This is a genomic window from Nocardioides ferulae (assembly GCF_003660455.1).
Lineage (GTDB): Bacteria > Actinomycetota > Actinomycetes > Propionibacteriales > Nocardioidaceae > Nocardioides > Nocardioides ferulae.
Window position 1 is genome coordinate 516,236 of sequence record NZ_QZVR01000002.1, and the last position, 12,807, is coordinate 529,042.

Consider the following 12,807-nt stretch of genomic DNA (forward strand, 5'->3'; position numbering starts at 1 on the left):
GGGCGTCACCCTTGCACACCGCCGGTCGCGGTGCCGCCGGCGATCGGGCGGGCGGCGACCGGCCCCGCACAGGCCACGATCGGCTGGCTGCCGGGCAGTCCCGAGCCGTCGCGACGTCCGGTCGCCGGCGGCAGGTCGACCGGAGCGCCACTGGCCGCGGCGGCGCGCGCCGGGGCGGCTCCCACCCAGGCGAAGACCAGGGTGTCCTCGCCCTTGAGGAAGCGGTGGCAGCGGACCCCGCCGGTGGCCCGGCCCTTGGCGGGGTACTCGCTGAACGGGGTCACCTTGACCGCGCCCGGTTCGGTGCCGGGCAGGGCGGTGGAGGCTCCGGAGACGGTGACGACGACGGAGCCCTCCGGCGCGTCGGGGTCGACCGCGCCGAACCAGGCGACGTGCTGGCCGGCGTTGACCCGGATGCCGGCGATGCCGCCTCCGGTCCGGCCCTGCGGCCGGACCCCGTCGGCGGCGAAGTGCAGCAGTTGCGCGTCGGAGGTGACGAAGCACAGCGCCTCCCGGCCGGTGACCAGCTCGAGGGCGCCGACGACCTCGTCGCCGTCGGCCAGCCGCACCACCTCCCACTCGTCGCGGCCCAGCACCTCGGGGTTGACCCGCTTGACCACGCCCTGGCGGGTGCCCAGCGCCAGGCCGGGGCCGTCGCCGGTCAGCGTGCAGAGACCCAGCAGCCGCTCGCCGGCGTCGAGCGCGAGGATCTCGGAGACCGGGAGGCCACCGGCCAGGTGCGGGTCGTTGGCGGTGCCGGGCAGCTGGGGCAGCTCGAGCACCCCGATCTTGACCAGCCGGCCACGGCTGGTCAGCCCTCCGACCTCGCCGCGCGCGGTCGCGCGGACGGCCGAGACCACCACGTCGTGGTTGGCCCGGCCCTCGCCCTGGCCCGGGGCCTCGTCGGTGGCGGTGCGGGCCAGGAGCCCGCTGGAGGAGAGGTAGACCAGACACGGGTCGTCGGCCACCTCCAACGGCGCCGCGGCGGTCACCGGCGCGCCCGCGGACTCCAGCAGCACGGTGCGGCGCGGCGTCCCGAAGGTCTTGGCGACCTCGGCCAGCTCCTCGGAGACGACGGTACGCAGCAGCGCGTCGTCGGCGAGGATCGCGTCGAGCTCGTCGATGGTGTGCCGCAGCTCCTCGGACTCCTTCTCCAGCTCGATGCGGGAGAACTTGGTCAGCCTGCGCAGCGGCATGTCGAGGATGTAGTCGGCCTGCACCTCGGTGAGGTCGAAGACGGCGGTCAGCCGCTCCTTGGCGGCCGCGGCGTTCTCCGAGGAGCGGATCACCGCGATCACCTCGTCGATGTCGAGGATCGCGATCAGCAGGCCGTCGACCAGGTGCAGCCGGTCGGCGGCCTTCGTGCGCCGGAACACCGAGCGGCGGCGGACGACGTCGAAGCGGTGGTCCAAGAAGACCTGGAGCAGCTCCTTGAGGCCGAGGGTGCGCGGCTGGCCCTCGACCAGCGCCACCGTGTTGATGCCGAAGGAGTCCTCCATCGGGGTGAGCTTGTAGAGCTGTTCGAGCAGGGCCTCGGGCACGAAGCCGTTCTTGACCTCGATCACCAGGCGCAGCCCCTTGGCCCGGTCGGTGAGGTCCTTGACGTCCGAGATGCCCTGCAGCTTCTTGGCCTGCACGAGCACCTTGATCCGCTCGACCACCCGCTCGGTGCCCACGCCGTAGGGCAGCTCGGTGACCACGATGCCCTTGCGCCGGGGGGTGATGCTCTCGACCCGGGCGGTGGCCCGCATCCGGAACGTGCCCCGACCGGTCTCGTAGGCGTCGCGCACGCCGTCGAGGCCGACGATCTTGCCGCCGGTGGGCAGGTCGGGACCCGGCATGAACCGCATCAGGTCGTCGACGTTCGCCTCGGGGTGCCGGATCAGGTGGCGCAGCGCCTGCACCACCTCGACCAGGTTGTGCGGGGCGATGTTGGTGGCCATCCCGACGGCGATGCCGGTGGTGCCGTTGACGATCAGGTTCGGGATCGCCGCGGGCAGCACCGCCGGCTCGGTCTCGCGGGAGTCGTAGTTGGGCTTGAAGTCGACGGTGTCCTCGTCGATCGAGGCGGTCATCGCGACCGCCGCCGGCGCCATCCGGCACTCGGTGTAGCGCATCGCGGCGGGGGAGTCGTCGGGGGAGCCGAAGTTGCCGTGCCCGTCGATCATCGGCAGCCGCATCGACCACGGCTGCGCCATCCGCACCAGCGCGTCGTAGATCGCGCTGTCGCCGTGCGGGTGCAGCTTGCCCATCACCTCACCGACCACGCGCGCGCTCTTGACGTGGCCGCGGTCGGGCCGCAGGCCCATGTCGTTCATCGTGTAGAGGATCCGCCGCTGCACCGGCTTGAGGCCGTCGCGGGCGTCGGGGAGCGCGCGGGAGTAGATCACCGAGTAGGCGTACTCGAGGAACGAGGAGCGCATCTCGTCACCGACGTCGATGTCGAGGATGTGCTCCTCGAAGTCTTCGGGGAGCTCCTGGGGTGGGGTACGCCGTGCCATGGCGCCATTGTCGCCGGTGGCGGGCGCGAGCCCCGACGGGGCACGCCGCAGTGGGGTCGAGAAGGATCGAGCGGCCCGATCGGCGGGTGATGGCCGCGCAGCAGTCCACGGACTTGGGCGACATGGCCTAGATTCGCGACGTGACCTCGAAGCCGGCAGCCGACGAGGCGGGAGCCCCGCCCCCCGCAGCCCCCAAGCACTGGGAGGCCGACGTCCTGCTGCGCGACGGCCGGACCGCCCACATCCGGCCGATCGCCCCCGCCGACGCGCAGCTGCTCGTCGAGTTCTACTCCCGTGTCTCGGACCAGTCGAAGTACTACCGCTTCTTCAGCCCCATGCCGTTCCTCTCCGAGCGCGACGTGAAGCGCTTCACCCACGTCGACCACGTCGACCGGGTGGCGTTCGTGGTGCTCGTCTCGGGGCAGATGATCGCGGTCGGACGCTACGACCTGATCAAGCCCGGCGAGGCCGAGGTGGCCTTCCTGGTCGAGGACCAGCACCAGGGCCGCGGCATCGCCCAGCTGCTCCTCGAGCACCTGGCCCAGGCCGGGCGGGAGCGGAGCATCGAGAAGTTCGTCGCCGAGGTGCTGCCCGACAACGTGCGGATGATCCAGACCTTCCGCGACGCCGGCTACCAGCTGGTCAGCGAGTACGAGGAGGGCGTGCTGGTCCTGGAGTTCCCGATCGATCCGACCGACACCGCGATCGGGGTGATGCAGACCCGTGAGCACCGGGCCGAGGCCGCCTCGATCGAGAAGTTCTTCAACCCCCGCTCGGTCGCGGTGATCGGTGCCAGCCGCCGCCAGGAGACGATCGGCCGGCAGCTGGTGCGCAACCTGGTCACCGGCGACTTCACCGGCCGGGTCTACGCGGTCAACTCCAGCGGATCGTCGGTCTCCGGCATGCCCGCCTACACGTCGGTGTCCGACATCCCCGGCCAGGTCGACGTCGCCATCGTCGCGGTGCCCGCGGACGCCGTGCAGGACGTCGTCCTGGACTGCGCCGCCAAGGGCGTGCACGGCCTGGTGGTGATCTCGTCGGGGTTCGCCGAGACCGGCGAGGAGGGCCGGCAGCGGCAGCGGCGGCTGGTCGGGCTGTGCCGCTCCTACGGGCTGCGGCTGATCGGCCCCAACTGCCTGGGCGTGATCAACACCGACCCGGCGGTCTCGATCAACGCCTCGCTGTCGCCGCTGATGCCGCCACGCGGCCGGGCCGGGTTCTTCTGCCAGTCCGGGGCGCTCGGCTCGGCGATCCTGGAGAAGGTCAACAACCGGGGGCTGGGTCTGTCGACGTTCGTCAGCGCCGGCAACCGGGCCGACGTCTCCGGCAACGACCTCCTGCAGTACTGGGAGGAGGACGACTCCACCGAGGTCGTGCTGCTCTACCTGGAGTCGATCGGAAACCCGCGCAAGTTCTCCCGCATCGCCCGCCGGGTCTCCCAACGCAAGCCGATCATCGCGGTCCGGTCGGGCCGCACCACCCAGGGCGTGCCGATGGGCCACACGGTGCGCAAGATCGCCGCGCCGCCGCAGGCCGTCGACGCGATGTTCCGGCAGGCGGGCGTGGTCCAGGTCGACACGCTCGAGGAGATGTTCGACGTCGCCCAGCTGCTGGCCCACCAGCCGCTGCCGCGAGGCCGCCGGGTGGCGATCGTCGGCAACTCCGACGCGCTCGGCCTGCTCGCCGCCGACGCGGCCGCGGCGGTCGGCCTGGTCGTGAACAAGTCGGTGGCGCTCGGCGCGGAGGCCAACGCGGAGGACTTCGAGGACGCGCTGGACGCCGCCATCGACGACCCCGAGGTCGACTCGGTCGTCGCGGTCTACATCCCGCCGCTGAACGTCTCCGGAGAGGACGTCGCGAACGTGCTGGCCGCGGTGGGCGAGCAGTCCGACAAGCCGCTGGTGTCGACGTTCCTGGGAGCCGAGGGCGTCCCCGAGCTGCTGCGGGTGCCGGACGTCGCCGGCTCCACGGCAGGTCGTGGGTCCGTCCCGTCCTACCCGGCGGTCGAGGCGGCGGTGCGCGCGCTGGCCCGCGTCGTCGAGTACGCCGTGTGGCTGCGCGCGGCGGACGCCCTCCCGGCGCTGCCCGACGAGGTCGACGAGGAGCGGGCCCGGCGCCTGGTCCGCGAGCTGCTGGCGGCCCACCCCGAGGGCGCCACGCTGGGCCAGGCCGAGCTGAGCGAGCTGCTGGAGGCCTACGGCATCACGATGTGGGCCGCCCGCCCGGTCACCACGCTGCGCGAGGCCCAGCGGGCCGGCCGCGAGATGGGCTGGGACGTCGTGCTCAAGGCCACCGCCGAGCACCTGCGTGAGCGCCCCGACCTGGCCCACGTGTGGCGCAACATCGACACCCCGGCCGAGATGCGCGACGCGTGGGAGTCGTTGCTGCAGATCATCAGTGACCCCGAGAAGGCCGGCTTCGTGGTGCAGAAGAACGCCCCGCCCGGGGTGCCGGTCACGATCGGCAGCATCGAGGACCCGCTCTTCGGGCCGGTGGTCTCGTTCGGCATCTCCGGGCCGCTCACCGAGCTCCTCGGCGACCGCGCCTACCGGATCCCGCCGCTGAGCGAGCGTGACGCGGCGGCGATGGTGCGCGAGATCAAGTCCTCGCCGATGCTCTTCGGCTACCGGGGCAGCGAGGTCGTCGACGTGGGCGAGATCGAGCGGCTGATCCTGCGGGTCGCCCAGCTGCAGAACGACCTGCCCCAGGTGAGCTCGTTGGAGCTGGCGCTGGTGCTCGTCGGGGCCCACGGGGCGACCGTGCTCACCGCCGAGGCCCGGGTGCAGCCGGTGGCCGACCCGCGCTCGGACTGGTTCGTGCGACGGATGCCCGCCGTCCCCGGGGACACCATCCCCGGCTGAGCCGGCAACCGCGGCACTAGGATCGCGGCGTGTTGATCTCCGATGCTCGCCGCGCCCTCTTCGTGCACGTCCAGAAGACGGGCGGGGTGACCGTGCAGAGCATGCTCGAGCAGGCGTTGCCCGACGGACGCCACCTCGGCAAGAACCGGCACGCCACGCTCGCGCAGATCCTGCACAAGGAGCCCGACCTGGCCGGCTACTGGACGTTCGGGTTCGTGCGCAACCCGTGGGCCCGGATGGTCTCCTGGTACGACATGGCAGTCCGCTTCCGTGCGGCCGCCGAGCGAGGCTCGCCGGGCGAGACCAAGCAGCTGCTGACCAACGGCTACCTGCGCAAGGTCGCCTACGGCTACAGCTCCTTCGACGAGTTCGTGATGTGCGGGCCAGACGAGTTCCCGCGGCTGCGCACCCCGCAGGTCGACTACCTGAGCGCAGCCGAGCGCAAGGTCGACTTCATCGGCCGCACCGAGTCGCTGGCCGACGACATCCGGCACGTCTTCGACCACCTGGGCCTGCCCGCCCCCGAGACCGTGCCGCAGAAGAACGCCAACAAGGAGAAGGTCGACTACCGCGAGCGCTACACCCCGCTGACCCGCGAGCAGGTGGCCCGCGTCTTCCGCCGCGACCTCGACGAGCTCGGCTACGAGTTCTGACCGACGCGCCGGGTGCGGCCGACCGCGTCTTCGAGTGTGGCAACGCGGCATGCCAGACTGCCCCCATGCGCAGTGCCCGTGCCACCGACGACCGTGACCGGACTCTCGAGCTGCGGTCGGCCATCGACCGCACCGGCTACTACCCCGAGGTCGTGGCCGACGGGGTCAGCGCCGCGATCGCGGGTGAGCAGGTCGTCTCGTTCTTCGTCCACCACGAGCCGACGTTCGAGCGTGACGAGGTGCGCCGCCACCTGAGCGTCGTGGTGCTCACCCCCACCCGCCTGGTCCTGGCGCACACCGACGAGCACGCGGGTGACGACCTGCTGCCCGAGCCCTACACCTCGACCTCGACCGAGGCGGTGCGGCTGAGCGCGGTCAAGTCGGTCGTGGTGACCCGGATGATCACCTCGCCGGAGTCCGGCCCCTCCTCGCCCGCCGAGGCCGTGATGACGATCGGCTGGGGCGGCGTCAGCCGGGTCGACCTCGAGCCCGCGGGCTGCAGCGACCCCGAGTGCGACGCCGACCACGGCTACACCGGCGTGCTCTCCTCCGACGACTTCTCGCTGCGCGTCTCCGCCGCCGCCGACGGCGGCGAGGCGGTGACCGGTCTGCTCGCCTTCGCCGAGGCCCTCTCCGCGCGCACGCACTCCGCGTGAGCGCACCCGTCGAGGCGGCCGGCTTCCTCGAGCCGGCCTACGGGGAGCGATCGCTCGGCGACGTCGTGCCCGGGGTGGCCGCGGCGCTCGGTGCCCCGATGGGGCCACGGCCGTCGGGGCTGCTGCTTCCCGACGCGGCGGCGTACGTCGTGTTCCTCGTCGACGGCCTCGGTGCCGACCTGCTGCGCCGCTACGCGCACGCGGCGCCGTTCCTGTCGGCGCTGCTGGCCGACCAGTCGCCGGGCACGGCCGGAGTCCCCTCCACCACGGTCACCAGCCTGACCTCGCTCGGCACCGGCCTGCCCCCGGGCGCGCACGGCCTGGTGGGCTACACCTCCCGGGTGCCCGGCACCGACCGCCTGCTCAACGCGCTGCTGTGGGACAAGGAGATCGACCCGGTGCAGTGGCAGCCGCACGCCACGGCCTTCTCCCGTCTGCGTGAGGCCGGTGTCTCGGTGACGGTCGTCAACAAGCGCGAGTTCCAGGGCAGCGGTCTCACGGTCGCCGCGCATCGCGGGGCCGACTTCGTCGGCGTCGACCGGGTGGGGGAGCGGATCGCGGCGGCCGTCGCCGCCTCCGCGGACACCCCCTCGCTCACCTATCTCTACGACGGCGACCTCGACTGGACCGGGCACCGCTACGGCGTGTCCTCGAGTGCCTGGCTGCAGCAGCTGTCGATGATCGACGCCGAGGCCGAGCAGCTGCGCGAGGCGCTGCCGCCGCACACCCGGCTGCTGGTCGTCGCCGACCACGGCATGGTCGACTCGCCCGAGGAGAGCCGCCTCGACGTCGACGAGCACCCCGAGCTGCGCGACGGACTGGCGCTGCTCGGTGGTGAGGCCAGGTTCCGTCACCTCTACTGTCACCGGGGTGCCGTCGACGACATCGTCGCCACCTGGACCGAGGTGCTCGGCGAGCGAGCCGAGGTGATGAGCCGCGAGACCGCGGTCCGTCGGGGCTGGTTCGGCCCGGTCGACGCCTCGGTGCTGCCCCGGCTCGGTGACGTCGTGGTCGCCGCCCGCGGTGACCACGCCGTCCTGTCGTCGGTGGACTTCCCCTACGAGCGCCAGCTGGTGGGCCTGCACGGGTCGCTGACGCCCGCGGAGATGCTGATCCCGATGCTGGTGTCCTAGGGGAACGCAGCTCCGCTATCCGAACGGCAGCGGGTCCGGAGCCAGGCTGACCGCCTTCGCCCGGGCCGCGGTGAGCCGGCGCCGGTGGTGCTGGCGGCAGAGCACCTCGTAGGCCACCTCGGGCGGCGGCCCCGCGGGGGCGCCGTCGACCGCGTCGACGTCACCGACCACGATCACCTCACCCTCGGTGACCATCACGCCGTTCTCGGTGCGCGCGTTGTGGGTGGCCCGCTTGCCGCACCAGCACAGCGCCTCCACCTGCAGCACGTTCATCCGGTCGGCGAGTTCGACCAGCCGGGCGCTGCCTGGGAACAGCTGGGTGCGGAAGTCGGTGAGGATGCCGAAGGTGAACACGTCGATCTGCAGCTCGTCGACGACCTTGGCCAGCTGGTCGACCTGTTCGCGGGTGTAGAACTGCACCTCGTCGCAGATCAGGTAGTCGATCCGCGCGCCGTGGGTCAGTGAGTCGACGACGTAGCGCCAGAAGTCGAAGTCGCCGGTGACCTCGAGTGCGTCGTGGGTCAGCCCGAGGCGGCTGGAGATCGTGGCCTCACCGCCGCGGTCGTGGGTGACGAAGATGCGCCCGACCCGGCCGCGGGCGGCGTGGTTGTGGTTGGTCTGCAGGGCCAGGGTGCTCTTGCCGGAGTCCATGGTCCCGGTGAAGAAGTGCAGTTCCGCCACGACGGAGGATCCTCCCACAGCGGTGGGGGCGGCCCGAGGGCTGGTGCAGGATGGGAACGTGCCCGGACCCCTGATCTCGACCGCGGAGCTGCGCCGTCGGCACCGTGAGGTGACCCTGCTCGACGTCCGCTACCGCCTCGGCGGGCCGCCGGGCGAGCCGCTCTTCGCCGCCGGCCATCTGCCGGGTGCGGCCTACGTCGACCTCGACGCCGACCTGGCCTCGGCGCCGGGGCCGCGCGGCAGACACCCGCTGCCGTCCGTTGAGCGGTTCCAGGCCGCGATGCGCCGCTGTGGGGTGCGCCGAGACCGGACGGTCGTCGTCTACGACGACTGGGCCGGGCACGCGGCGGCGCGCGCCTGGTGGCTGCTGCGCCACCACGGCCACCCCGACGTGAGGCTGCTCGACGGCGGCTGGTCTGCCTGGCTGGCCGACGGCGGACCGGTGGAGACCGGGCCGGCCACCGTCGAGCCGGGCGACTTCACCGCCCGGCCGGGGGCGATGCCGGTGCTGGAGGTCGACGACGTGCTCGCGGCGGCCGAGCGGGGAGTGCTGGTCGACGCCCGGGCCGCGGAGCGCTACCGCGGCGAGACCGAGCCGGTCGACCCGGTGGCCGGGCACGTGCCGGGGGCCGTCAACGTGCCCACCGCCGAGAACCTGCGCCCCGACGGCCGGTTCCGGTCACCGCAGGAGCTGCGCGAGCGGTACGCCGCGGCAGGCGCGACGGGCGAGCGACCGGTCGCGGTCTACTGCGGGTCGGGCGTGACCGCCGCCCACGACGTCCTCGCCCTGGAGCTGGCCGGGGTGGCGGCGGCGCTCTATCCGGGCAGCTGGAGCGAGTGGGTCGCGGACCCCTCGCGCCCGGTGGCCACCGGCTGAGCCCGGGGGCTACTCGGGCTTGCCGCCGCCGAACATGATCTCGTCCCAGCTCGGCACCGAGGCCCGGCCACCGCGCTTGCGGACGGTGCGGCGCGGAGCCGGCTCGGGCTCCGCGGCGGCGTCGGCGGCCTCGTCGCGCAGCGCGCGCTCGGTGGCCTCGTCGCCGGCCGGCTCCTCGTCGAGGAGCGCCTCGAGCGGCTCGTCGGCGGTGACCTCCGCCTCACCCGGCTGGTCCTCGTCGCGCACCAGGTCGAGCGCGTCGTCGCCGAGCGGCAGCTGCTGCTCGTCACCGACCGCGGCCAGCCGCCTGCGGCGGACCTGCTGGAGGTCGTCGCGGGCCGGCGCGGGCTCGGCGACCTCGTCGCCCACCAGCCAGCGGGCGTCGTCGTTCTCGACCATCACGTAGTTGCCGGGGACGTCGAAGGCGAAGCGGGCGATGCCGCTGCGGGCCCCCGCGGCGAAGCCCGCGGTGAGGGCCCAGCGACCGTCGTCGCGCCGCCAGGCGTCCCACTCGACGGCTCCCGGGTCGGCGTGGTGCGAGCGCAGTTGCGAGGTCACCGCCTCGCCGAGGGTGCGGGCCGGCCCGGTCGGCTCGCCGGCGCGGCGGCGCACCGAGGAGCGCTGGGCACGGCCGGCGACGTGCTCACGCTCGGCCAGCACCGGCTGCGCGAACGGCATGATCCGCTCCACCGAGGTGCCGGCCGCGTCGGCCACCGCCTCCGGGGTCTCGCCGGCGCGGATGCGAGCCTGGATGTCGCGGGGACGGAGGGAGCTGTCCATCTGGGTCTCCTGCTGGCCGGTGCGGGCGCGGCGAACGGCGTCGCGTAGCCCGGCGTCGATGTCGAGGGTGTGCTCGGTGCCCGCGTCGTCCACCAGGCGCAACCGCAGGCCGTCGTCGCTCACGCCGGTGAGCGTCAGGTGCGCCATGGACGGTGCAACTTCCTACGTCGGACCGGGCGGGTGCCCGGTGGCTGGGTCGGTGGGTGGGTCGGTGGAGCGTCGGTCGAGGATTGCTGGTGATCCGTGGTCGCGAGCCTACGCCAGCGGGGCGACCGGACGACGGATCGCGACGGCGTGGCCTGCACCGACACCGGCGGCGGTAGCCTCCGGACGTGCCGATCGCCGACCAGCCCACGACCCTGGTGGTGCTCGATCTCGTGGGGATCTTCGTGTTCGCGATCTCCGGCGGCCTGGTGGCGGTGCGCAAGGAGCTCGACGTGTTCGGCGTGCTGATGCTCGCCGGGATCACCGGGCTGGGCGGCGGCTTCCTGCGCGACGTGCTCATCGGCGCCGCCCCGCCGGCCTCGCTGTCGGACTGGCGCTACCTGGCGGTCCCGGTGGCGGCCGGGTCGCTCACGTTCCTCTACCACCCCGTGCTGGCGAAGCGGGAGACGACCGTCAACGTCTTCGACGCCTTCGGGCTGTCGGTGTTCTGCGTCGCGGGGGCGCTCAAGGCGCTCGACTACGGCCTGGGGCCGGTGCCGGCGGCGCTGATGGGCATGGTCACCGGCATCGGCGGGGGCGTGGTGCGCGACCTGCTGGCCGGGCGGGTGCCGGTGGTCTTCCGGGGCGAGCTCTACGCGATCCCGGCGCTGGCCGGTGCCACGGTCGCCGTGGTCGGCACCCGGCTGGACCTGCCCGGCAACCTCGTGACGGTCGCCGCCGCGCTCGTCTGCCTGTCTTGGCGGCTGCTGGCGATGTTCCGGCGCTGGCAGGCCCCGGTGGCGCGGGGGCCGGCCAGCGTGTAGGTGTCCGGGCCGGTCAGTCCTCGAGGGGCTCGCCCACGGGGAGCGCGATGTCGCCGTCGAAGTCGGCGAACGAGGGCGCGAGCTCGGCGCTCACCTCGCAGGTCCCCGCGGGGACGGTGCAGGTGAGCAACTGCACCGGCGCCGCTTGGCTGCGTTGGGCGATCAGCACCACCCGGGAGTCGTCGAGCCACTCGAACGCGGCCGCGAACGCGTAGTCGCCGGCCAGGGGTACCCGGCTGCCGTCGGAGGTGTCGAAGACCATCGCCTCGTCGGCGTCCTGGGCGAGCCAGCGGCCGTCGTGCGAGAGGTCGCCCTGGGTGCCACCGCCCTCGAGAAGTCGCACGGGGTCACCGCCGGGCACCACGATCTCGGTGCCGAAGTTGCGGGCCTGGGCGACGTGACCGACCTCGACGTCGATGACGTAGCCGTCATCGGTGCCCTCGACCGCGGGTGGCCCGTCGAACCGCTCGACCTGGCCGGTCGAGATCTCCGCACGGATCACGCCGCCGGCGTCGCTCCAGTACGCCGTGGTGGCGTCGACGGCGTACAGCTCACGTACGCCCTGTACGCCCGCGCCATCCTCGCCGCTCTCCTCGCCCAGGGGGAAGCCGCTCTCCCCGGATGCCTGGTCGAGGAAGACCGGGTGGCCGTCGGTGTCCAGCCACCCGGCCACGGTGCCGTCGGTGTCGGAGACCAGTCGCATCCGGTCGGGATCGGGGTCGGTGCTGCCCACTCGGGTCGTGCCGGCCGAGGTCACCGACCAGACCGTGCCGTCGGGGTCGGCCACCACGTAGCCGATCGAGGTGCGCACGTAGGCACGCACCGGGTGTCCCACCTCGAGGGTGTCGGAGCCGGCATGGATCACCGTGCCGCGGGCGTAGGAGACGGAGGCCGTCGTGAGGCCGTCGGCGGCATCGACGCCGGTTGCGCCGCCGTCACCGCCGAGCTGGGTCAGCCCCACGCCGGAGACGACGGCCGCGGTGGCCAGGGCTCCCGCACCGACGGCGAGGCCGCGGCGGCGGACGCGGCGCTGCCCGGCGCGGACGAGCGTGTCGACGTCGACGGCGTCGAAGCGGACGTCGTCGGCCTGGTCGTGGAGGAGCTGCTTGAGGGTCTCGGTCATGAGGGTCACCTGCCTGAGGAGAGAGTGGGGATCAGCTCGGCGAGGGCGGGCTCGTCGCCCAGCCGGTCGCGGAGCTTGGCGAGGCCGGCCGAGACCTGGCTCTTCACGGTGCCGACGGCGCAGCCCATCGCCTCGGCGGTCTGGGCCTCGGAGAGGTCCTCGTAGTAGCGCAGCACGATCGCGGCCCGCTGCCGCACCGGCAGCTCGAGCAGGCACTGCCACAGCCACTGGTGCTGGGCGACGCCGTCGGCGTGGCCGGGCTGGATCCGCTCGGGCGGGGTGTCAGTGCTGCGCTCGGCGTTCCAGCCCTTGCGACGGAACCACGAGATCGCGGTGGTGGTGATCGCCTTGCGGGTGTAGGCCTCGGCGTTGCCGACGTCGCGCAGCCGCGGCCAGGCGACGTAGGTCTTGATCAGCGCCTCCTGCACCAGGTCCTGGGCCAGCGAGACCTCACCGACCATCAGGTACGCCGCGCGGTGCAGGGCCGGCGAGCGGGCGGCGACGAAGTCGCCGAACTCCGACCGGTCCCTGCGTGGAGCGTGGGGCATCGTTGGGCCTCTTTCGTCGGTTCGGT

11 protein-coding genes are annotated in these 12,807 nt (G+C 73.1%); 6 read left to right on the forward strand and 5 right to left on the reverse strand.

The genetic code is table 11. The annotated features are described in order from the left end of the window. Window positions 1–5: 5 nt before the first annotated feature. Window positions 6–2,501, reverse strand: a complete 2,496-nt coding sequence (locus tag D6B71_RS05480) for a DNA gyrase/topoisomerase IV subunit A (RefSeq protein ID WP_121252751.1) — start codon at window positions 2,499–2,501, stop codon at window positions 6–8. Window positions 2,502–2,641: 140 nt separating this feature from the next. Between D6B71_RS05480 and D6B71_RS05485 the strand changes: the two genes are divergently transcribed. The 4 genes from D6B71_RS05485 (at window position 2,642) to D6B71_RS05500 (ending at window position 7,804) form a co-directional block, all read left to right on the forward strand. After that, a complete protein-coding gene (locus tag D6B71_RS05485) occupies window positions 2,642–5,362 on the forward strand; it encodes a bifunctional acetate--CoA ligase family protein/GNAT family N-acetyltransferase (protein WP_121252753.1) in 2,721 nt (906 codons plus the stop codon). A 29-nt stretch (window positions 5,363–5,391) separates the two neighbouring features. Continuing rightward, complete coding sequence (locus tag D6B71_RS05490) at window positions 5,392–6,015, forward strand: sulfotransferase family 2 domain-containing protein (RefSeq protein ID WP_121252755.1); 624 nt, start codon at window positions 5,392–5,394, stop codon at window positions 6,013–6,015. Window positions 6,016–6,080: 65 nt separating this feature from the next. Then, window positions 6,081–6,671 carry a DUF5998 family protein gene (locus D6B71_RS05495; RefSeq protein WP_121252757.1) on the forward strand — a complete coding sequence of 197 codons (591 nt, stop codon included), beginning with the start codon at window positions 6,081–6,083 and terminating at the stop codon, window positions 6,669–6,671. After that, on the forward strand, window positions 6,668–7,804 hold the full coding sequence (locus D6B71_RS05500; protein ID WP_121252759.1) for an alkaline phosphatase family protein: 1,137 nt from the start codon (window positions 6,668–6,670) through the stop codon (window positions 7,802–7,804). The genes D6B71_RS05495 and D6B71_RS05500 overlap by 4 nt, the downstream gene beginning before the upstream one ends. A gap of 15 nt (window positions 7,805–7,819) precedes the next feature. Here the strand turns inward: D6B71_RS05500 and D6B71_RS05505 are convergent, their stop codons facing one another. After that, window positions 7,820–8,485, reverse strand: coding sequence for a thymidine kinase (locus D6B71_RS05505; protein ID WP_121252761.1), 666 nt, complete (start codon window positions 8,483–8,485; stop codon window positions 7,820–7,822). A gap of 58 nt (window positions 8,486–8,543) precedes the next feature. On the opposite strand from D6B71_RS05505, the gene D6B71_RS05510 reads away from it, so the two are divergent. Continuing rightward, window positions 8,544–9,362 carry a sulfurtransferase gene (locus tag D6B71_RS05510; protein ID WP_240641107.1) on the forward strand — a complete coding sequence of 273 codons (819 nt, stop codon included), beginning with the start codon at window positions 8,544–8,546 and terminating at the stop codon, window positions 9,360–9,362. Window positions 9,363–9,371: 9 nt separating this feature from the next. Here D6B71_RS05510 and sepH read toward each other — a convergent pair whose 3' ends face one another. Beyond that, entirely contained in the window at window positions 9,372–10,289 is a 918-nt protein-coding gene (gene sepH, locus D6B71_RS05515; RefSeq protein WP_121252765.1) for a septation protein SepH, read from the reverse strand. A 185-nt stretch (window positions 10,290–10,474) separates the two neighbouring features. On the opposite strand from sepH, the gene D6B71_RS05520 reads away from it, so the two are divergent. After that, complete coding sequence (locus D6B71_RS05520) at window positions 10,475–11,110, forward strand: trimeric intracellular cation channel family protein (protein WP_240641114.1); 636 nt, start codon at window positions 10,475–10,477, stop codon at window positions 11,108–11,110. Window positions 11,111–11,123: 13 nt separating this feature from the next. Here the strand turns inward: D6B71_RS05520 and D6B71_RS05525 are convergent, their stop codons facing one another. Next, window positions 11,124–12,233 (reverse strand): hypothetical protein, encoded by a 1,110-nt coding sequence (locus D6B71_RS05525; protein WP_121252767.1) that lies wholly within the window; start codon window positions 12,231–12,233, stop codon window positions 11,124–11,126. 5 nt (window positions 12,234–12,238) lie between these two features. Next, the gene (locus tag D6B71_RS05530) at window positions 12,239–12,781 is read right to left on the reverse strand and encodes a SigE family RNA polymerase sigma factor (protein ID WP_121252769.1); all 543 of its coding nucleotides are present in this window, start codon (window positions 12,779–12,781) and stop codon (window positions 12,239–12,241) included. Window positions 12,782–12,807 lie beyond the last annotated feature (26 nt).

Bases quoted from the DNA above. Each gene is read 5' to 3' on its own strand.
- D6B71_RS05480 (WP_121252751.1), bottom strand. From the start codon at position 2,501: ATGGCACGGCGTACCCCACCCCAGGAGCTCCCCGAAGACTTCGAGGAG.
- D6B71_RS05495 (WP_121252757.1), top strand. From the start codon at position 6,081: ATGCGCAGTGCCCGTGCCACCGACGACCGTGACCGGACTCTCGAGCTG.
- sepH (WP_121252765.1), bottom strand. From the start codon at position 10,289: ATGGCGCACCTGACGCTCACCGGCGTGAGCGACGACGGCCTGCGGTTG.
- D6B71_RS05525 (WP_121252767.1), bottom strand. From the start codon at position 12,233: ATGACCGAGACCCTCAAGCAGCTCCTCCACGACCAGGCCGACGACGTC.
- D6B71_RS05530 (WP_121252769.1), bottom strand. From the start codon at position 12,781: ATGCCCCACGCTCCACGCAGGGACCGGTCGGAGTTCGGCGACTTCGTC.